General features: G+C 71.5%; 17 protein-coding genes. 15 read left to right on the forward strand and 2 right to left on the reverse strand.

Annotation, left to right across the window (positions count from 1 at the left end):
* Window positions 1-55 precede the first annotated feature (55 nt).
* The gene (leuA, locus tag ACWY4P_RS39740; protein ID WP_456205478.1) at window positions 56-1,819 is read left to right on the forward strand and encodes a 2-isopropylmalate synthase; all 1,764 of its coding nucleotides are present in this window, start codon (window positions 56-58) and stop codon (window positions 1,817-1,819) included.
* Between the two features lie 92 nt (window positions 1,820-1,911).
* On the opposite strand, the gene ACWY4P_RS39745 is transcribed toward leuA, so the two are convergent.
* Both ACWY4P_RS39745 and ACWY4P_RS39750 read right to left on the reverse strand, forming a co-directional pair.
* A complete protein-coding gene (locus tag ACWY4P_RS39745) occupies window positions 1,912-2,544 on the reverse strand; it encodes a TIGR03085 family metal-binding protein (protein WP_456205479.1) in 633 nt (210 codons plus the stop codon).
* A 129-nt stretch (window positions 2,545-2,673) separates the two neighbouring features.
* Window positions 2,674-3,657, reverse strand: coding sequence for a hypothetical protein (locus tag ACWY4P_RS39750; RefSeq protein ID WP_456205481.1), 984 nt, complete (start codon window positions 3,655-3,657; stop codon window positions 2,674-2,676).
* A 110-nt stretch (window positions 3,658-3,767) separates the two neighbouring features.
* Here ACWY4P_RS39750 and hisI point away from each other — a divergent pair, with 110 nt between their 5' ends.
* The 14 genes from hisI to ACWY4P_RS39820 all read left to right on the forward strand — a co-directional run bounded on the left by hisI (window position 3,768) and on the right by ACWY4P_RS39820 (window position 20,140).
* Complete coding sequence (gene hisI, locus ACWY4P_RS39755) at window positions 3,768-4,133, forward strand: phosphoribosyl-AMP cyclohydrolase (protein ID WP_456205482.1); 366 nt, start codon at window positions 3,768-3,770, stop codon at window positions 4,131-4,133.
* A gap of 32 nt (window positions 4,134-4,165) precedes the next feature.
* Complete coding sequence (locus tag ACWY4P_RS39760) at window positions 4,166-5,659, forward strand: anthranilate synthase component I (RefSeq protein WP_456213217.1); 1,494 nt, start codon at window positions 4,166-4,168, stop codon at window positions 5,657-5,659.
* A gap of 86 nt (window positions 5,660-5,745) precedes the next feature.
* Window positions 5,746-6,432 (forward strand): TIGR02234 family membrane protein, encoded by a 687-nt coding sequence (locus ACWY4P_RS39765; RefSeq protein ID WP_456205484.1) that lies wholly within the window; start codon window positions 5,746-5,748, stop codon window positions 6,430-6,432.
* A gap of 172 nt (window positions 6,433-6,604) precedes the next feature.
* Entirely contained in the window at window positions 6,605-6,853 is a 249-nt protein-coding gene (locus tag ACWY4P_RS39770) for an HGxxPAAW family protein (RefSeq protein WP_456205486.1), read from the forward strand.
* A gap of 164 nt (window positions 6,854-7,017) precedes the next feature.
* Complete coding sequence (locus tag ACWY4P_RS39775; RefSeq protein WP_456205487.1) at window positions 7,018-7,539, forward strand: DUF2752 domain-containing protein; 522 nt, start codon at window positions 7,018-7,020, stop codon at window positions 7,537-7,539.
* Window positions 7,540-7,741: 202 nt separating this feature from the next.
* Entirely contained in the window at window positions 7,742-8,551 is an 810-nt protein-coding gene (gene trpC / locus ACWY4P_RS39780) for an indole-3-glycerol phosphate synthase TrpC (protein WP_456205488.1), read from the forward strand.
* A 7-nt stretch (window positions 8,552-8,558) separates the two neighbouring features.
* Window positions 8,559-8,744, forward strand: coding sequence for a tryptophan biosynthesis modulator TrpM (gene trpM / locus ACWY4P_RS39785; RefSeq protein WP_456205490.1), 186 nt, complete (start codon window positions 8,559-8,561; stop codon window positions 8,742-8,744).
* A 227-nt stretch (window positions 8,745-8,971) separates the two neighbouring features.
* Window positions 8,972-10,204 carry a tryptophan synthase subunit beta gene (trpB, locus tag ACWY4P_RS39790; protein ID WP_456205492.1) on the forward strand — a complete coding sequence of 411 codons (1,233 nt, stop codon included), beginning with the start codon at window positions 8,972-8,974 and terminating at the stop codon, window positions 10,202-10,204.
* Window positions 10,204-11,013: a tryptophan synthase subunit alpha gene (trpA, locus tag ACWY4P_RS39795; RefSeq protein ID WP_456205493.1), complete on the forward strand. Its 810-nt coding sequence runs from the start codon at window positions 10,204-10,206 to the stop codon at window positions 11,011-11,013. Before trpB ends, trpA begins: the two co-directional genes overlap by 1 nt.
* Before the next feature lie 55 nt (window positions 11,014-11,068).
* Window positions 11,069-11,827, forward strand: a complete 759-nt coding sequence (locus tag ACWY4P_RS39800) for a DsbA family protein (protein ID WP_456205495.1) — start codon at window positions 11,069-11,071, stop codon at window positions 11,825-11,827.
* A gap of 70 nt (window positions 11,828-11,897) precedes the next feature.
* Window positions 11,898-12,932: a prolipoprotein diacylglyceryl transferase gene (gene lgt, locus ACWY4P_RS39805; RefSeq protein WP_456205497.1), complete on the forward strand. Its 1,035-nt coding sequence runs from the start codon at window positions 11,898-11,900 to the stop codon at window positions 12,930-12,932.
* Between the two features lie 174 nt (window positions 12,933-13,106).
* Window positions 13,107-13,841 carry a VIT1/CCC1 transporter family protein gene (locus tag ACWY4P_RS39810; RefSeq protein WP_456205498.1) on the forward strand — a complete coding sequence of 245 codons (735 nt, stop codon included), beginning with the start codon at window positions 13,107-13,109 and terminating at the stop codon, window positions 13,839-13,841.
* Between the two features lie 295 nt (window positions 13,842-14,136).
* A complete protein-coding gene (gltB, locus tag ACWY4P_RS39815; RefSeq protein WP_456205499.1) occupies window positions 14,137-18,687 on the forward strand; it encodes a glutamate synthase large subunit in 4,551 nt (1,516 codons plus the stop codon).
* Window positions 18,680-20,140 carry a glutamate synthase subunit beta gene (locus tag ACWY4P_RS39820; protein WP_456205500.1) on the forward strand — a complete coding sequence of 487 codons (1,461 nt, stop codon included), beginning with the start codon at window positions 18,680-18,682 and terminating at the stop codon, window positions 20,138-20,140. Before gltB ends, ACWY4P_RS39820 begins: the two co-directional genes overlap by 8 nt.
* The last annotated feature ends 93 nt before the right edge of the window (window positions 20,141-20,233 follow it).

The following is a 20,233-nucleotide window of genomic DNA, read 5'->3' on the forward strand; positions in this document are numbered from 1 at the left end:
CGGGGTGCCGTGCTTGCCGGTCGCCTCCCGATCGAGCGAAGGAAATCCCGGCCTCATGGCTGTTCAGTACGACGAGCCCACCACCCCTCGATATGACGCCCCCTCCTGGAACCCGCAGCGCCCCAGCGCCATGCCGTACCACCGCTACCGGTCCGTGTACGACAGGGTCGCGGTGCCGCTGACCGACGACCGCACCTGGCCGGGGCGCCGGATCGAGCGGGCCCCGCTGTGGGTGCCGGTGGATCTGCGCGACGGCAACCAGGCCCTGGCCGAGCCGATGGACACCCCGCGCAAGCGCCGGATGTTCGACCTCCTGGTCGCGATGGGCTTCAAGGAGATCGAGGTCGGCTACCCCTCCGCGAGCCAGACCGACTTCGACTTCGTACGCCACCTCGCGGAGAGCGACGCGGTCCCCGCCGATGTGACCGTGGTGGTCTTCACCCCGGCCCGCCGCGATCTGATCGAGCGGACCTTCGCCGCCATCGAGGGCCTGCCCCGCTCAGTGGTGCATCTGTACACCGCCACCGCCCCCGTCTGGCGCGAGGTGGTGCTCGACCGCAGCCGCGGCGAGGTGTACGGGATGATCCGGGACGCCGCCGGGCACCTGGCCCGGCTCGCCGAGGCGCGCCCCGAGGACATCCGGTTCCAGTTCTCCCCGGAGGTCTTCAACCTCACCGAGCCCGACTTCGTGCTGGAGGTCTGCAACGGCCTGACCGAGCTGTGGGACGCCTGCCCCGAGCGGCCGGTGATCCACAACCTGCCCGCCACCGTCGAGTGCGCCACCCCCAACGTGTACGCCGACCAGATCGAGTACATGCACCGCCACCTGGAGCGGCGCTCGGACGTCGTCCTCTCCGTGCACCCGCACAACGACCGGGGCACCGGGGTCGCCTGCGCGGAACTGGCCGTTCTGGCGGGTGCCCAGCGCGTCGAGGGCTGCTTGTTCGGCAATGGCGAGCGAACGGGCAACGTCGACCTGGTGACGCTCGCCCTGAACCTCTACGCCCAGGGCGTGGACCCGATGATCGACTTCTCCGACATCGACGCGATCCGCGACACCGTCGAGCACTGCAACCGGCTGCCGGTCCACCCCCGCCACCCCTACGGCGGCGAGCTGGTCTATACGGCCTTCTCCGGCACCCACCAGGACGCCATCAGCAAGGGGCTGGCCCAGCACGCCCGGCGGGCCGCCGAGTCCGGAGTGCCGGAGGGGCAGACGCCGTGGGCGGTGCCGTATCTGCCGATCGACCCGGCCGACGTGGGGCGCACCTACGAGGCGGTCATCCGCGTCAACAGCCAGTCCGGCAAGGGCGGCATCGCCCATCTGCTCCAGGCGCACTACGGCCTGGACCTGCCGAAGCGGCTGCGCGCCGACTTCTCCCGCGCCGTGCAGGCCGCCACCGACGACAGCGGGCGGGAGGCCTCGGCCAAGGACCTGTGGGAGCTGTTCCGCGCGTCCTATCTCGCCCCCGGTCACGACGGCCCGGTCACCCTCACGTCGTGGACCACCCAGGAGACCGGCCCCGGCGAGCACCGCTTCGTCTGCGAGCTGCACACAGGCGAGGACGTAGATGAATACGTGGGCACGGGCAACGGGCCGCTGTCCGCCTTCGCCGACGCCCTGGCCGGCGCCGGGATCGCCGTGGACATCCTCCACTACGCCGAGCACGCGACGGCCGCCGGACCCGGCAGCCCCGCCGTGGCCTACGTCGAATGCCGCGTCGATGGCACCACGCGATGGGGCGCCGGTCAGGACACCTCCGTGCTCACCGCCTCGGTACACGCCGTCCTGGCCGCGGTGAACCGGGCGGCGCGGTGAATCGGACGCGGTGAACCTGGCGCGGTGACCGTGGTGAGGTGAAGGGCTGTGCGGCGAGGGGGCGGTGGGCCGGCGTTCCGCCGGACGCCGCGTCAGATGCCGAGCTTGGCGGTGTGGAGCATGGCCACCGCCTCCTTGTCGCCCTCCAACTCGACCCGGGCGGCGTCCTGGCGGCCGAACAGAAAGACCGCCAGCTCGCCCGGGTCCGCGGTGGCCGTGACCACCGGGGTGCCGCGGTGCGCCACCACCGTACGGCCGTCCGGGCGGCGCAGCACCAGACCGACCGGGGATCTGCGGCCGATCGTCTTGGCGATCCGCTCGATCCTGGACCACAGCGCGTCGGCGAAGACCGGGTCGATCTCGCGCGGCTGCCAGTCCGGCTGGGCCCGGCGGATGTCCTCGGCGTGGACGTAGAACTCGACGGTGTTGGCCGCCTCGTCCACCTGCTTGACGGCGAACGGCGACATCCGCGGCGGGCCCTCGCGGAAGAGCTGGATCAGCTCCGCGTACGGCTTCGCGGCGAACTCGGCCTGCACCCGCTCAAGCCGCCCGGCCAGCGGCTTGAGCAGCAGGCCGGCGGCCGCGTCCGCGCGGCGCTCGCGGACCACCAGATGGGCGGCCAGGTCATGGGTGGTCCAGCCTTCGCACAGCGTCGGGGCCTCGGAGCCCGCGGTCTCCAACAGGTCGGCCAGGAGCAGCCGTTCGCGCCTCGCGTGAGTGGACATACCGCCCACCCTACGACCGCCGTCCAGCCCCCGCCACCGGCGCCGTGCCACCGGCGCGGTGCCACCGGCGCGGTGCCACCGCGGCCACCGCTCGCCCGGGGTCACCCCGGATGAGGCCCCGTCACCCCGTCACCCCGGGAGCGGCTTGGTCAGCTTCTTGCCGTTCGGGCCCGAGCTTAGCGTCAGCGCGCAGGAGATCTGGTCCTCGCCCCGGATCCGGTAGGTGCCCAGCGCCGGATAGAGCGCGTAGTAGTAATACAGTCGGCCGTCGTTCGGTATGGACTTCAGCCGTTCCTTGGCGTCCGTCTCGCACAGCGTCAGCGCCTTGTCCTGGATTGCCTTCTCGGTGGAGAAGTCCCCGGTCAGCGTCTCGTTGGCGACCACCTCACCGTCGTGCGGACCGTTGCACCCCCGCTTCTCGACCTTTGTCACGCTGCTGTCCAGCGAGGGGTGGTCGAAGCACTCGCCGGGCTTGAGCACCACATACGGCACCAGGTCGGCGGGGTCCCCCGACGCGGAGGCCGAGGGGGTCGTACCGCCGTCGGGGACGTCGCTGCCGCCGCCCAGCGGCGCGCCCTGCCCGGGGTCCGCCGAGCCGGACGCTCCGTCGGAGGGAGCCTCGGACTCCGCCGCCGACGCGGAGGCCGAGGCCGAGGGGGAGTCCGACGACTTCGCGTCGGCCGACGCGTGTGCCGTCTCGTCGCCGGACGCCTCGGTCTTGCCGCCGTCGTCGCGCATGCCGATCAGGATCCCGCCGATGACCAGCGCGCCCGCGACCACCGCGGCGATGGCGATCGCCGCGACCCTGGCCCCGCTCGGGCCGGGGGGCGGCGGTGGCGGAGGCAGGAGACCGGGGGGAAAGGCGCCGGGCGGGAGCGCGCCGGGAGGCAGTGCGCCGGCGGGCGGTCCGAAGCCGCCCGACGGCGGCAGCTGGCCCTGCGGCGCGGGCAGGCCGGGCTGCGCGGGCGGCCCGAAGCCCTGCTCCGGAGGCGGCCCGAAGCCCTGCCCCTGGCCCTGCTCGGGCGGCGGCCCGAAACCTTGCTCCGGCGGCGGCCCGAACCCCCCGCCGTTTCCAGATCGGTTGGAGTCGTTCGGCGACGGCGGAAACGTCATGCCCGAAGCATGCCCCATCCCACCGACAACCGAGCCATCGGGATCCACGGCGGCCCCGGCCCCGGGGAGCTCGGAATCACCTCCCGGCCCGGGGAGTGCAGAATGGTCGCATGACCGGCTCCGACCGCCCCTCCGCCCTCGACCCGGCCCTCGCCGCCCGCCTCAAGCGCAACGCCGACGGCCTCGTCCCCGCCATCGCCCAGCAGTACGACACCGGTGAGGTGCTGATGCTCGGCTGGATGGACGACGAGGCGCTGCGCCGCACCCTCACCACCGGCCGGTGCACCTATTGGAGCCGCAGCCGCCGGGAGTACTGGGTCAAGGGCGACACCTCCGGGCACATACAGCTGGTCAAGTCCGTCGCCCTCGACTGCGACGCCGACACCATCCTGGTCAAGGTGGACCAGGTCGGCGCGGCCTGCCACACCGGCGACCGCACCTGTTTCGATTCCGACGTCCTGCCGGTCGGCCAGTAGGCTCGCCAGCCATGACCCAGGGTGCGCACACGATGGACCTCGAGACCTTCCGCAAGCTGGCGGCCGACCGCCGCGTCATCCCCGTCAGCCGGCGGCTGCTCGCGGACGGCGACACCCCGGTCGGGCTCTACCGCAAGCTCGCCGCCGAGCGCCCCGGCACCTTCCTCCTGGAGTCCGCCGAGAACGGCCGGTCCTGGTCCCGCTACTCCTTCATCGGCGTACGCAGCGCCGCCACCCTCACCGAGCGTGACGGCCATGCGCACTGGCTGGGCGCCCCGCCCGTCGGCGTCCCCACCGAGGGCGACCCGCTGGAGGCGCTGCGCGCGACCATCGAGACCCTGCACACCCCCCGCGACCTCGGCGGGCTGGTCCATCTGCCGCCGTTCACCGGAGGCATGGTCGGCTACCTCGGCTACGACATCGTGCGCCGCCTGGAGAAGATCGGCGAGAGCGGCCGGGACGATCTGCGGCTGCCCGAGCTGACCATGCTGCTCACCTCGGATCTCGCCGTGCTCGACCACTGGGACGGCACCGTCCTGCTGATCGCCAACGCGATCAACCACAACGACCTCGACACGGGCGTCGACGAGGCGTACGCGGACGCCGTGGCGCGACTCGACGCGATGGCCGCCGACCTGGCCCGCCCCGTCCCCACGGACCCCACCGCCCTGCCGGCCTCCGAGCTCCCCGAATACACCGCCCTGTGGGGCGGGCCGGACTTCATGGCGGCCGTGGAGGACGTCAAGGAGCGCATCCGCGCGGGCGAGGCCTTCCAGGTCGTGCCCTCCCAGCGGTTCGAGACGCCCTGCGCGGCGAGCGCCCTGGACGTCTACCGCGTGCTGCGGGCCACCAACCCGAGCCCGTATATGTACCTCTTCCGCTTCGACGGGTTCGACGTCGTGGGCTCCAGCCCGGAAGCGCTGGTCAAGGTCGAGGACGGGCGGGCGATGGTGCACCCGATCGCCGGTACGCGGCCCCGCGGCGCCACGCCCCAGGAGGACACCGCCCTCGCCGACGAACTCCTCGCCGACCCCAAGGAGCGCGCCGAGCACCTCATGCTCGTCGACCTGGGGCGCAACGACCTCGGCCGGGTCTGCCGGCCCGGCAGCGTCGAGGTCGTCGACTTCATGTCGATCGAGCGCTACAGCCACGTCATGCACATCGTCTCCACCGTGACCGGCAGGCTCGCCGAGGGCCGCACGGCCTTCGACGTGCTCACCGCCTGCTTCCCCGCCGGCACCCTCTCCGGCGCCCCCAAGCCGCGCGCCATGCAGATCATCGAGGAGCTGGAGCCGAGCCGCCGCGGGCTGTACGGGGGATGTGTCGGATATCTCGACTTCGCGGGCGACTCCGACACCGCGATCGCCATCCGTACGGCGCTGCTGCGGGACGGGACGGCGTACGTCCAGGCCGGCGCGGGGATCGTCGCCGACTCCGACCCGGCGGCGGAGGACGCGGAGTGCCGGAACAAGGCGGCGGCGGTGCTGCGGGCCGTGCACACGGCGGGACGGCTGGAGCGGGGCTGACGCGCTGGGCCCGCATTCCCGGGGATACGCCCCGGGAGGTATCCCCGGGGCGGGGTTTGTCCGACCCGTGGGGGATAGTGGTACGCGTGAGTGCAGCAGCCGTACCCCAGCCCCGGGCCCACCACGAGCCCACCGCCTCAGCCGTGCGCGGCCGTAGACGCAGCCTCGGCGTCGCCCTGCTGTCCGGCGCGCTCGGCGCCGCGCTCGTGCTGCTGGCCACCAGCCGCACCTGGGCCAAGGGCACGGCGGCGGTCGCCAAGGGCACCCTGCCGCAGCATGCGAACGGGGACGACATCACCGGGCTGCCCGGAGCGCTGGCGGTCGTCGGCCTCGCCGCGCTCGTCGCGGTGTTCGCCGTCAACCGCCTCGGGCGCTGGGTCGTCTCCGGACTGCTGGCCCTCAGCGGGGCGGGGATCGTGGTCAGCTCGCTGATGGGCGCGTCCGACAAGGCGGCGCTCGAGGAGAAGGCGTCCCAGGCGACCGGCCTGGCCGACAGCGCCATCCACGACGTCGCGTACACCCCGTGGCCCTGGGTCGCCTTGGTGGGCGGGCTGCTGCTGCTGCTCGCCGGGGTGCTCGCGCTGGGCTACGGCCGCCACTGGCCCGCCATGTCCGGGCGGTACGAGCGCGCGGGGGGCGGCGAGGGGAGCCGCGCGGCGGCCCGTGCGCGGCGCGGTGGGTCCGCGGCCGCGGGGGATCCGGAGCGGCCCGAGGAGCTGTGGAAGGCCCTCGACCGAGGCGAGGACCCGACGGAGCGGTCGGGCCAGGCCTGAGCGACCCGGCGGACTTGGCCTGAGCGACCCGGCGGTCCGGTCGCAGCGTCCTGGCCGAACCCCGGCCTAAGCGCACCCCCGCTCAAGGCGGCTTCACCCGTCGGGGACAATGACGTGGGAGCGTTCGCCCCGCGCGCCCGGAACCCGGGCAGTAGAGCAACGAGGAGTATTCATGGCGGGTAACAACCACGGACACACCCCGGCCGCCTGGACCGGTGTCACCATCGCCTTCATCGGCTTCTGTATCGCCGGTGCGTTCGTCGTGCTGGCCAACCCGATCGGTTTCTGGGCGGGCATGGTCGTGGTGGCCCTCGGTGGTGTCGTCGGCCTGGCGATGCGCGCGGCCGGTCTCGGGATGACGCCGAAGCGGCAGCCGCAGGTGCAGCGGCAGGCCCAGCCGCAGGCGCAGGCCCAGCAGTGACCCGGGGGCGGGACTGAGGCGACCCGCCTCACCCGCCTGATCCGCCCGACCTGCCTGATCCGCCTGATCCGCATCGAGGCGCGGGTCCGGCCCAAGGCGCGGCGCGGGGCCGGGGCGTACGGCCGTACAGGGGCAGGTACGCGGGCCCTGAGCTGCGCCTTCGCATGTCCGCGGGAAGACTTGGCGATGTGACCGAGGAAACACCCGTGCCGTCGGCAGTCCCCGAGCCTCTCGATGCCTCCGATGCCCCCGAGGCTTACGGGTCCCGTGGAGCCGGGCTCACGCGTCGGTTGGCCGCCCCCGTGGGCGCCCTCGCGGCGGTCGTGGCCGCCTTCGCCTTCGTGGGGCTCGTCGATCCGAACGAGCCGGGCCACTACCCCGCCTGCCCGCTGCTGAGGCTCACCGGCGTGTACTGCCCCGGCTGCGGCGGGCTGCGCAGCGCGTACGCGGTCGCCCACGGTGAGCCGCTCACCGCGCTCGGGGCCAATGCGCTCGCCGTCCTCGGCTGTCTTGGATTCGCCGCGGTGTGGCTACGGTGGTTGTTGGAGTGCGCGCGGGGGCGGATGGCTGCGTCGGCGGGGCCGGTGGTGCCGCTGCGGGCCGTCCATGGGTGGGTGATCGGCGGGGTGGTCCTGGGTTTCACCGTTATCCGGAACCTCCCCTTCGGAAGTTTTCTCACGCCATGACCGTTGATTTATACGGGTGGCCGTTGGTTCCGTATCGGCCCGGCGTTGGTCGATTGTGCAGGTCCGCGTCAACCGGATGCGAGACCTCGGTCCTCCGGCAGATACCATCGCAGTGCCTGGTGAAGCGCTCGCCTCCGAGTGGACGCCCGCTGCGCCAGTAGTGATCAGAAGCTCCATCCCCGTCCGGAAGGGGGCCGCTCGCGTGAGTGTGCTCGACGAGATCATCGACGGAGTCCGTGCCGACCTCGCGGAGCGGCAGGCGCGCGTCACCCTCGACGAGCTCAAGGAGCGGGCCGCCAAGGCTCGGCAGGCCAAGGACGGGGTGGCCGCGCTCAAGGGCGACAGCGTCAAGGTGATCTGCGAGGTCAAGCGATCCAGCCCGTCCAAGGGCGCGCTTGCCGCGATCGCCGACCCGGCCGGCCTCGCCGCCGACTACGAGGCGGGCGGCGCCGCGGTCATCAGCGTGCTCACGGAGCAGCGGCGGTTCGGCGGGTCGCTGGCCGACCTGGAGGCAGTGCGGGCGAAGGTCGACATCCCGGTGCTGCGCAAGGACTTCATCGTCACCTCGTACCAGCTGTGGGAGGCGCGGGCGTACGGCGCGGATGTCGTCCTGCTCATCGTCGCCGCGCTGGACCAGGAGGCGCTGGTCTCGCTCATCGAGCGTGCCGAGTCGATCGGGCTGACGCCGCTCGTCGAGGTGCACGACGAGGAAGAGGTCGCGCGGGCGGTGGACGCGGGGGCGCGGATGATCGGCGTCAACGCGCGGAACCTGAAGACGCTCGAGGTGGACCGCGGGACCTTCGCGCGCGTCGCGCCGGAGATCCCGGACCACATCGTGAAGATCGCGGAGTCGGGTGTGCGCGGTCCGCACGATCTGATCGCATACGCGAACGACGGCGCGGACGCCGTGCTGGTGGGCGAGTCCCTGGTCACCGGCCGTGACCCTAAGGGCGCGGTCGCCGACCTGGTCGCGGCGGGTGCGCACCCGGCACTGCGGCACGGGCGGGACTGAGCCCTCAATGGACACGTACGCGCGCCTGGCCCGGGGGTGCCGCCCCCGTGGCTGCCGCGCGCCCGCGAGGCGGGTGCGGGGGCGGCGCGTGCGGTACCACATCGGGTGCGAGCCTGGGCAGGTCAACGGGCGCCGATGGCGTGCTGAGCGTCGCTCGTTGCGCGGGGTTCGCCCGTTGCGCGGGGTGCGCTGAGGGTTCGTGGTGGGTGCCGGGGGCGGAGCCTCCGGTTTCGGTGCGTCCCGGGTGCGGTGTGGGTTGGCTTCGGCTCTCCACTGATGGACCGGCTCCGGCCCAGTTGGGCGCGCGTCTTTCCCTCTCCCCTCCTCCTCCCCCTCGCGTGCTGCCGCGCGCAGCGATCATCGTGGTCATTTGTCCGTTATGAGTTGTGGGGTATCCGCCCCGACTGAGGAGTACGTCAGATGCCGTCTGACTTCTTTGTCCCGGACCCGGAGGGTCACGTCCCCAGCGCCGAGGGGTATTTCGGCGCGTTCGGTGGCACGTTCATCCCCGAGGCGCTGGTCGCCGCGGTGGATGAGGTCGCCGCCGAGTACGACAAGGTGAAGGCCGACCCGTCGTTCGCCGCTGAGCTCGAGGATCTGCTGGTCAACTACACGGGGCGGCCCAGCGCCCTGACCGAGGTGGCGCGGTTCGCGGAGCACGCGGGCGGTGCGCGGATCTTCCTGAAGCGCGAGGATCTCAACCACACCGGATCCCACAAGATCAACAACGTGCTGGGCCAGGCGCTGCTCGCCAAGCGCATGGGGAAGACCCGGGTGGTCGCCGAGACCGGCGCCGGGCAGCACGGCGTGGCCACGGCCACGGCCTGTGCGCTGTTCGGGCTCGAGTGTGTCGTCTACATGGGTGAGGTCGACACCGAGCGTCAGGCGCTCAACGTCGCGCGGATGCGGATCCTGGGCGCCGAGGTCGTCGCCGTGAAGACCGGCAGTCGGACGCTGAAGGACGCGATCAACGAGGCGTTCCGCGACTGGGTGGCCAACGTGGACCGTACGCACTATCTGTTCGGGACCGTCGCCGGACCGCATCCGTTCCCGGCGATGGTGCGCGACTTCCAACGGGTGATCGGCGTGGAGGCGCGGCGGCAGATCCTGGAGCGGGTCGGGCGGCTGCCGGATGCGGCGGTGGCGTGTGTCGGGGGTGGGTCGAACGCCATGGGGCTCTTCCACGCCTTCCTGAAGGACGAGTCCGTGCGGCTGGTCGGCTTCGAGCCGGCCGGGCACGGCGTGGAGACCGGGGAGCACGCGGCCACGCTGACCAAGGGGGAGCCGGGCATTCTGCATGGCTCCCGGTCGTATGTGCTCCAGGACGAGGACGGGCAGATTCTGGAGCCGTACTCGATCTCGGCCGGTCTGGACTACCCGGGGGTCGGGCCGGAGCACGCGTATCTGAAGGACACGGGGCGGGCCGAGTACCGAGCGGTCACCGACGACGCCGCGATGCAGGCGCTGCGGCTGCTGTCGCGCACCGAGGGGATCATCCCGGCGATCGAGAGCGCGCACGCTCTGGCGGGGGCGCTCGAGCTGGGGCGTGAGCTGGGCAGTGACGGGCTGGTGCTGGTCAACCTGTCGGGCCGGGGCGACAAGGACATGGACACGGCCGCGCGGTATTTCGGGCTCTACGAGGGAGAGAAGTGATGAGCGCAGAGCTGCTGGGGTCCGTGCTGGCGAGGGCCAAGGAGGAGGGGCGCGCCGCGCTCATCGGCTATATGCCGGCCGGTTACCCGACCGTCGACGCCGCGGTGCGGGCGATGACGGCGATGGTCGAGGGCGGCTGCGATGTGATCGAGGTCGGCCTGCCGTACAGCGACCCGGTGCTGGACGGCCCGGTCATCCAGACCGCCGACGACATCGCGCTGCGGGGCGGTGTTCGCATTCGCGATGTGATCCGTACGGTCGGCGAGGTGCATGAGCGGACCGGGGCGCCCGTCTTGTGCATGACGTACTGGAACCCGGTGGACCGGTACGGCGTCGAGCGGTTCGCCGCCGATCTGGCCGCGGTGGGCGGGGCGGGCTGCATCCTGCCCGATCTGCCGGTCCAGGAGTCGGAGGGGTGGCGGAAGGCCGCCGAGCAGCATGGTCTCGCCACGGTCTTCGTGGTGGCGCAGAGCAGCAGCGACGAGCGGCTGGCGAAGATCACCGCGGCGGGCAGCGGCTTTGTGTACGCGGCCTCGATCATGGGCGTTACCGGCACCCGCGAATCGGTGGGGCAGGGGGCTCGGGAGCTGGTGGCGCGTACCCGTGCGACGACCTCGCTGCCGGTGTGCGTGGGGCTCGGGGTGTCCAACCCCCGGCAGGCCGCCGAGGTGGCCGAGTACGCGGATGGCGTCATCGTCGGGACGGCGTTCGTGCGGCGGCTGATGGACGCCGAGGACCTGGAGACGGGGCTGGCGGCCGTCCGGGTGCTGGCGGGTGAGCTGGCGGAGGGCGTTCGCGTCCCCCGTTAGAGCGAATACGGGGCGGAGGAGCCCAGCTAAGGCTCCTCCGCCTCGTTGTCGAGGCGTGAGCGAGAAAAACCGTGAGGGTAAGCGCAGCGCCCGGGAGCGGCTGCGGGAACAGCGAGAGAAGGACCGGGCCCGCGCCAGGCGCAGGCGCGGCCTGGGCGTGGCCGGGGCGGTCGTGGCCGTGCTCGGGGTGGCCGCCGGGGTGGGCATGGTCGCCGCGAAGAGCGGCGGGGACTCGGGGAAGTCCGGCAGCCGGGCGGTCGCTCCCCGGGGCGCGACCGGCACGGTGATCCCGACGGGGAAGTCGAGCGCGAAGAAGACGCTGACCGTGTACGAGGACTTCCGCTGCCCCGGCTGCAAGCAGTTCGAGGACGTCTTCCGCAAGACCGTGCACCAGCTGGAGGACAAGGGGCGGATGAAGATCCGCTACCACCTGGTGACGATCATCGACGGCAACATGGGCGGCACCGGCTCGCTGTACGCGGCGAACGCGGCGGCCTGCGCGCAGGACGCCGGGAAGTATGTGGCGTACCACGATGTGCTCTACAAGAACCAGCCGTCGGAGACCAAGGACTCGTACGCGGACAAGACGAGGCTGATCAAGCTCGCGGGCAAGGTCCCGGGGCTGGACACCGAGGTCTTCCGCAGGTGTGTCCAGGAGGGCAAGCACGATGGGTGGGTGCGGAAGTCCAATGGCGTCTTCGCTCGCTCGGGGTACAGCATGACGCCGACCGTGCTGCTGGACGGGAAGGCGATTTACGGCGATCCGAACAAGCCGCTGAGTCCGCGGAAGCTCAAGCGGATGGTGACCGGGTAGCTCGTTATGCAGCCGTTGCGCCGGGTGGGTTGCCGCATCCGCCGCCCGGCACGGTAGCGTCGACTCCGACATGAACCTCGCATACATTCCCAGCCCGTCGTCCGGCGTGATCTACCTCGGCCCGATCCCGCTGCGCGGCTATGCCTTCTGCATCATCATCGGTGTCTTCGTGGCGGTCTGGCTCGGCGGCCGACGCTGGGTCGCCCGGGGCGGCCGGGTCGGCACGGTCGCCGACATCGCCGTGTGGGCGGTGCCCTTCGGCCTGGTCGGCGGCCGGCTGTACCACGTCATCACCGACTATGAGCTGTACTTCACCGACGGTCGCGACTGGGTGGACGCCTTCAAGATCTGGGAGGGCGGCCTCGGGATCTGGGGTGCGATCGCGATGGGCGCCCTCGGCGCCTGGATCGGCTGCCGGCGCCGGGGGATCCCGCTCCCGGCGTGGGCGGACGCGGTCGCGCCGGGGATCGCCTTCGCCCAGGCGATCGGCCGTTGGGGCAACTGGTTCAACCAGGAGCTGTACGGCAAGAAGACCGATCTGCCGTGGGCGCTGAAGATCGACGCCGACCCCGACATAGGCCGCGTCGCCGGTACGTACCACCCGACGTTCCTGTACGAGTCGCTGTGGTGCGTGGGCGTGGCGCTGCTGGTGATCTGGGCGGACCGGCGGTTCAAGCTGGGGCACGGCCGGGCGTTCGCGCTGTACGTCGCCACGTACACGGTGGGCCGCTTCTGGTGGGAGGCCCTGCGGGTGGACACCGCCCACCATGTGCTGGGCATGCGGCTGAACCAGTGGACGTCGATCTTTGTCTTCCTGGCGGCGGTGGCCTACTTCGTGATCTCCGCGAAGAAGGCCCCCGGACGGGAGGAGATCGTGGAGCCCGCCGCGGCCGCCGAGGCGGAGCAGTCCGAGGGCGGCGAGCCGGGCCGTGAGGACGGCGAGAAGGCGGAGCTCAGGGCTGAGAGGGAGCCCAAGGCCGAGGTGAAGTCCAAGGCCGAGGTGAAGCCCAAGGCCGAGGCGGAGCCCAAGGCCGAAGGAGAGCCCAAGGCCGGGTCGAAGGCGGAATCCACGGCGGAGACCGAGCCGGCCGAACCGTCGAAGTAGCTCTTCCGGAGGCCGCCGGACCCGTGACGGGTTCGGCGGCCTTCGCGTTTCCGCAGGTCAGCGAGGTAAGTTCGGCCTTCCTTGCTGGCGGGGACGGGGAATTCGTGCGTACCTTCGAACTGTTGGGTGGAGGGCGGCCGCGCCCGCACCCCCCGAAGGGAGCGCTTGTCCGTCATGGGGTCTGTCATCACGAGCACCGAACCACCGCACATCGCACACCGCGACAATCACACCCATCGCGATGTGAACGGCGGCTGGCTGCGCCCGGCCGTCTTCGGTGCCATGGACGGTCTTGTCTCCAACCTCGCGCTGATGACCGGTGTGGCGGGCGGCGCCGTGGACCGGCAGACGATCGTGATCACCGGCCTGGCGGGTCTTGCCGCCGGCGCGTTCTCGATGGCGGCCGGGGAGTACACCTCCGTCGCCTCCCAGCGTGAGCTGGTGGAGGCCGAGCTGGAGGTCGAGCGGCGCGAGCTGCGCAAGCATCCCGTGGACGAGCTGGAGGAGCTGGCGGCGCTGTACGAGTCGCGGGGCGTGGAGCCCCACCTGGCGCGCCAGGTGGCCGAGCAGCTGTCGAAGGACCCGGAGCAGGCGCTGGAGATACACGCCCGCGAGGAGCTGGGCATCGACCCGGACGATCTGCCCTCCCCGCTCGTCGCGGCGGTGTCCTCGTTCGGCTCGTTCGCGCTGGGCGCGCTGCTGCCGGTACTGCCGTATCTGCTGGGTGCGACGGTGCTGTGGCCGGCCGTGGGGCTGGCGCTGATCGGGCTGTTCGGGTGCGGTGCGGTGGTGGCGCGGGTGACCGCCCGTAGCTGGTGGTTCAGCGGACTGCGACAGCTGGCACTGGGTGGCGCGGCGGCCGGTGTGACATATGCCTTGGGCACACTCTTTGGTACGGCCTTGGGTTGATTTACCATACGGCGAGCCGCAAGATTACGCCGTTACTCGACGGTTTCAATCTGTTTACCGACGGGCATAACGCCGTAGCGCCGTGGGCAGTGTCGCCCGCTTCGCGCTGCGGCAGGGTGATCGGTTGATCCCCCTTTGCCTCACTTCACCCCCCGTGCCCGGTGTCCGCATGATGGAACAAGCTATCCGCTTTTCGAGAAGCGTCCCATCATGTAACCTGCACGAAAATTTCTTGGCGGAGGGCCAGCGTCGTCCCTCGGCACACCCAAATGCCGTGACGACGACGGGAGAGCCGATGCGCTCCGCATCCCACCCCGCCCGACAGGGGATGTACGACCCGCGCGATGAGCACGACGCCTGTGGCGTCGGCTTCGTGGCGACCCTCACCGGCGAGGCCAGCCATGAGCTCGTGGAGCAGGCTCTCACCGTCCTGAGGAACCTCGAGCACCGCGGGGCCACCGGTTCCGAGCCCGACTCCGGCGACGGCGCCGGCATTCTGGTGCAGGTCCCGGACGCCTTTCTGCGGACGAGCGTCGACGGGTTCGAGCTTCCCGAGGCCGGTTCGTACGCCGTGGGCATCGCCTTCCTCCCGGACGGAGAGGCCGACGGCGCCGCGGCCGCCGAGCACATCGAGCGGATCGCCGCCGAGGAGGACCTGACCGTCCTCGGCTGGCGCGAGGTGCCGGTCGCCCCCGAGCTGCTGGGCAACGGCGCGCGCGCCACCATGCCCGCCTTCTCCCAGCTCTTCGTCACCGACGGCGCCAGCAGCGGGCTGGCCCTGGACCGCAAGGCGTTTGTGCTGCGCAAGCGCGCCGAGCGGGAGGCCGGGGTCTACTTCCCGTCGCTCTCCTCGCGCACCCTGGTCTACAAGGGGATGCTGACCACCGGGCAGCTGGAGCCGTTCTTCCCCGACCTGTCCGACCGCCGCTTCGCCACCGCCATCGCGCTGGTCCACTCGCGGTTCTCCACCAACACCTTCCCGAGCTGGCCGCTGGCCCACCCCTACCGCTTCGTCGCCCACAACGGCGAGATCAACACGGTCAAGGGCAACCGCAACTGGATGCGCGCCCGGGAGTCGCAGCTGGTCAGCGACCTGTTCGGGGACAAGGCGCTGGAGCGGATCTTCCCGATCTGCACCCCCGACGCCTCCGACTCCGCAACCTTCGACGAGGTCCTGGAGCTGCTCCACCTCGGCGGCCGCTCGCTGCCGCACAGCGTGCTGATGATGGTCCCCGAGGCCTGGGAGAACCACCCCTCGATGGACCCGGCGCGGCGCGCCTTCTACCAGTACCACTCCACGATGATGGAGCCCTGGGACGGTCCGGCCTGCGTCACCTTCACCGACGGCACCCAGGTCGGCGCGGTCCTCGACCGCAACGGTCTGCGGCCCGGGCGCTACTGGGTCACCGACGACGGCCTGGTCGTGCTCTCCTCCGAGGTCGGCGTCCTGGACATCGACCCGGCCAGGGTGGTGCGCAAGGGACGGCTGCAGCCCGGCCGGATGTTCCTGGTCGACACCGCCGAGCGGCGCATCATCGAGGACGACGAGATCAAGGCCGCGCTCGCCACCGAGCAGCCGTACGGCGACTGGCTGGACGCGGGGCTGGTCGACCTGACGGATCTGCCGGAGCGTGAGCACATCGTGCACACCCACGCCTCGGTCACCCGCCGCCAGCAGACCTTCGGCTACACCGAGGAGGAGCTGCGGGTCATCCTGGCCCCGATGGCCAAGACCGGCGCCGAGCCGATCGGCTCGATGGGCACCGACGCCCCGATCGCCGCCCTCTCCGAGCGGCCGCGGCTGCTGTTCGACTACTTCACCCAGCTGTTCGCGCAGGTCACCAACCCGCCGCTGGACGCCATCCGCGAGGAGCTGGTCACCTCGCTGATCTCCTCGCTGGGCCCGCAGGGCAATCTTCTGGAGCCGACCCCGGCCTCCTGCCGCAGCGTCACCCTGCCCTTCCCGGTGATCGACAACGATGAGCTGGCCAAGCTCATCCACATCAACGCCGACGGCGACATGCCGGGCCTGAAGGCCGCGACCCTCTCCGGCCTGTACCGGGTCGGCGGGGGCGGCGAGGCGCTCGCCGCGCGCCTCACGGAGATCTGCGCCGAGGCCGACGCCGCCATCGAGGACGGCGCCCGGCTGATCGTGCTCTCCGACCGCCACTCGGACGCCGAGCACGCCCCGATCCCCTCCCTGCTGCTCACCTCCGCCGTCCATCACCACCTCATCGGCACCAAGCAGCGCAGCCAGGTGGGCCTGCTGATCGAGGCGGGCGACGTCCGCGAGGTGCACCATGTCGCGCTGCTCATCGGCTACGGCGCCGCGGCCGTCAACCCGTACCTGGCGATGGAGTCGGTCGAGGACCTGGTCCGCGCCGGGACGTTCCTGCCGGGCGTCGAGGCCGAGACCGCGATCCGCAACCTGATCAAGGCGCTCGGCAAGGGCGTGCTGAAGGTGATGTCCAAGATGGGCATCTCGACCGTCGCCTCCTACCGCGGCGCGCAGGTCTTCGAGGCCGTCGGCCTGGACGAGTCCTTCGTGGACAGCTACTTCCACGGCACCGCCACCAAGATCGGCGGCGCGGGCCTGGACGTCATCGCCCAGGAGGTCGCCGCCCGGCACACCAAGGCCTACCCCGCCTCCGGCGTCCCCTCCGCCCACCGGGCGCTGGAGATCGGCGGCGAGTACCAGTGGCGCCGCGAGGGCGAGCCGCACCTCTTCGACCCGGAGACGGTCTTCCGGCTTCAGCACTCCACCCGCTCCCGCCGCTACGACATCTTCAAGCAGTACACCGAGCGGGTGAACGGGCAGTCCGAGCGGCTGATGACGCTGCGCGGCCTGTTCGCCTTCAAGGGCGACCGGCCCTCGATCCCGCTCGAGGAGGTCGAGTCCACGGCTGAGATCGTCAAGCGCTTCTCCACCGGCGCCATGTCGTACGGCTCCATCTCCATGGAGGCGCACGAGACCCTGGCGATCGCCATGAACCAGCTGGGCGCCAAGTCCAACACCGGTGAGGGCGGCGAGGACCCGGAGCGTCTGTACGACCCGGCGCGCCGCTCCGCGATCAAGCAGGTCGCCTCCGGCCGCTTCGGTGTCACCAGCGAATACCTGGTCAACTCCGACGACATCCAGATCAAGATGGCGCAGGGCGCCAAGCCCGGCGAGGGCGGCCAGCTGCCCGGCCACAAGGTCTACCCGTGGGTCGCCAAGACCCGGCACTCCACCCCGGGCGTCGGCCTGATCTCCCCGCCGCCGCACCACGACATCTACTCCATCGAGGACCTCGCCCAGCTGATCCACGACCTGAAGAACGCCAACCCTAAGGCGCGCATTCACGTCAAGCTGGTCTCCGAGGTCGGCGTCGGCACCGTGGCCGCGGGCGTCAGCAAGGCGCACGCCGATGTGGTGCTGATCTCCGGCCACGACGGCGGCACCGGCGCCTCGCCGCTCACCTCGCTCAAGCACGCGGGCGGCCCCTGGGAGCTGGGCCTGGCCGAGACCCAGCAGACGCTGCTGCTCAACGGCCTGCGCGACCGCATCGTGGTGCAGACCGACGGCCAGCTGAAGACCGGCCGCGACGTCGTGATCGCCGCCCTGCTCGGCGCCGAGGAGTTCGGCTTCGCGACCGCCCCGCTGGTCGTCTCCGGCTGTGTCATGATGCGCGTCTGCCACCTGGACACCTGCCCGGTCGGCATCGCCACTCAGAACCCGGTGCTGCGCGAGCGGTTCGGCGGCAAGCCGGAGTTCGTGGTGAACTTCTTCGAGTTCATCGCCGAGGAGGTCCGCGAGCTCCTGGCCGAGCTGGGCTTCCGCACCCTGGACGAGGCCGTCGGCCACGCCGAGCTGCTGGACACCACCCGCGCCGTGGCGCACTGGAAGGCCCAGGGCCTGGACCTCGCCCCGCTGCTGCACGTCCCGGACCTGCCCGAGGGCGCGGTGCGCCACCAGGTGGTGAGCCAGGACCACGGCCTGGAGAAGGCGCTGGACAACGAGCTGATCAAGCTCGCGGCCGACGCGCTGAACGCGGAGAGCGCCGAGGCGGCCCAGCCGGTCCGCGCCCAGGTCACCATCCGCAACATCAACCGGACCGTGGGCACCATGCTCGGCCACGAGGTGACGAAGAAGTTCGGCGGCGCGGGCCTGCCCGAGGACACCGTCGACATCACCTTCACCGGCTCGGCCGGCCAGTCCTTCGGCGCGTTCCTGCCGCACGGCGTCACCCTGCGGCTGGAGGGCGACGCCAACGACTACGTCGGCAAGGGCCTGTCCGGCGGTCGGGTGATCGTCCGGCCGGACCGGGGCGCCGACCACCTCACCGAGTACTCCACCATCGCGGGCAACACCCTCGCGTACGGCGCCACCGGCGGCGAGATGTTCCTGCGCGGCAGCGTCGGCGAGCGGTTCTGCGTCCGCAACTCGGGCGCGACCGTTGTCTCCGAGGGCGTGGGCGACCACGGCTGCGAGTACATGACGGGCGGCCGGGCCGTGGTGCTCGGCCCGACGGGCCGCAACTTCGCGGCGGGCATGTCCGGTGGCATCGCCTACGTCGTCGACCTGGACCGGGACAACGTCAACGCCGGCAACATCGAGGCCATCGAGGCGCTCGACGAGGCCGACCAGCGGTGGCTGCACGATGTGGTGCGCCGCCACCACGAGGAGACCGCCTCCACCGTCGCGGGCGCGCTGCTCGCCGACTGGGACGCCGCCCTCGCCCGCTTCAGCAAGATCATCCCCACCACGTACAAGTCAGTGCTCGCCGCCAAGGACGCCGCCGAGCGAGCCGGGCTCTCCGAGTCCGAGACCACCGAGAAGATGATGGAGGCGGCGACCAATGGCTGATCCCAAGGGCTTTCTGAGCACGGACCGCGAGGTCGCCGCGACCCGCCCGGTGGCCGAGCGCGTCCAGGACTGGAACGAGGTCTACGTCCCCGGCTCGCTGCTGCCGATCATCAGCAAGCAGGCCGGCCGCTGTATGGACTGCGGCATCCCGTTCTGTCACAACGGCTGCCCGCTCGGAAACCTGATCCCCGAGTGGAACGACTACGCCTACCGCGAGGACTGGCGGGAGGCCAGCGAGCGGCTGCACGCGACCAACAACTTCCCGGAGTTCACCGGGCGGCTGTGCCCCGCCCCGTGCGAGGCCGCGTGTGTGCTGGGCATCAACCAGCCCGCGGTGACCATCAAGAACGTCGAGGTCACCATCATCGACAAGGCCTGGGAGACCGGCGACGTCACCCCGCAGCCGCCCGAGCGGCTGTCCGGCAAGACCGTCGCCGTCATCGGCTCCGGGCCGGCCGGCCTGGCCGCCGCCCAGCAGCTGACCCGGGCCGGCCACACGGTCGCGGTGTACGAGCGCGCCGACCGCATCGGCGGACTGCTGCGCTACGGCATCCCCGAGTTCAAGATGGAAAAGCGCCACATCAACCGCCGGATCGAGCAGATGCGCGCGGAGGGCACCAAGTTCCGCACCGGCGTGGAGATCGGCCGCGACATGGACGCCGCCAAGCTGCGCAAGCGGTACGACGCGGTGGTCATCGCGGCCGGCGCCACCACCGCCCGCGACCTGCCGGTGCCCGGGCGCGAGCTGAGTGGCGTGTACCAGGCCATGGAATATCTGCCGCTGGCCAACAAGGTCCAGGAGGGCGACTACGTCACCACCCCGATCAGCGCCGAGGGCAAGCACGTCGTGGTGATCGGCGGCGGCGACACCGGCGCGGACTGCGTCGGCACCGCCCACCGCCAGGGCGCCGCCTCGGTCACCCAGCTGGAGATCATGCCGCGCCCGGGCGAGGAGCGCTCCGCGGCCCAGCCCTGGCCGACCTTCCCGATGCTCTACAAGGTCACCTCCGCGCACGAGGAGGGCGGCGAGCGGGTCTACTCCGTCTCCACCACCCACTTCGAGGGCGATGAGGACGGCAATGTGCAGTGGCTCCACCTGATCGAGGTGGAGTTCAAGGACGGCAAGCTGGAGCAGAAGCCGGGCACGGAGCGGAAGATCCCGGCCCAGCTGGTCACCCTCGCCATGGGCTTCACCGGCACCGACCAGGACAACGGCCTGGTCCAGCAGTTCGGCCTGGAGCTGGACGCGCGCGGCAACGTCGCCCGCGACGCGGACTTCGCCACCAACATCGACGGCGTCTTCGTGGCCGGCGACGCGGGCCGCGGCCAGTCGCTGATCGTGTGGGCCATCGCCGAGGGCCGCTCGGCCGCCCGTGGCGTGGACCGCTATCTGGCGGGGACCAGCGCCCTGCCCGCCCCGATCCGCCCGACCGACCGCTCGCTGGTCGTCTGACCGGGTAAATCCCTCAGGACTCCGCCCGTACAACGGCGTACGGACCGGCCGCACGGCGCCCGCCCCCACCCGACCGGGGGCGGGCGCCGCGTG

This window comes from Streptomyces sp. LZ34, assembly GCF_053890475.1.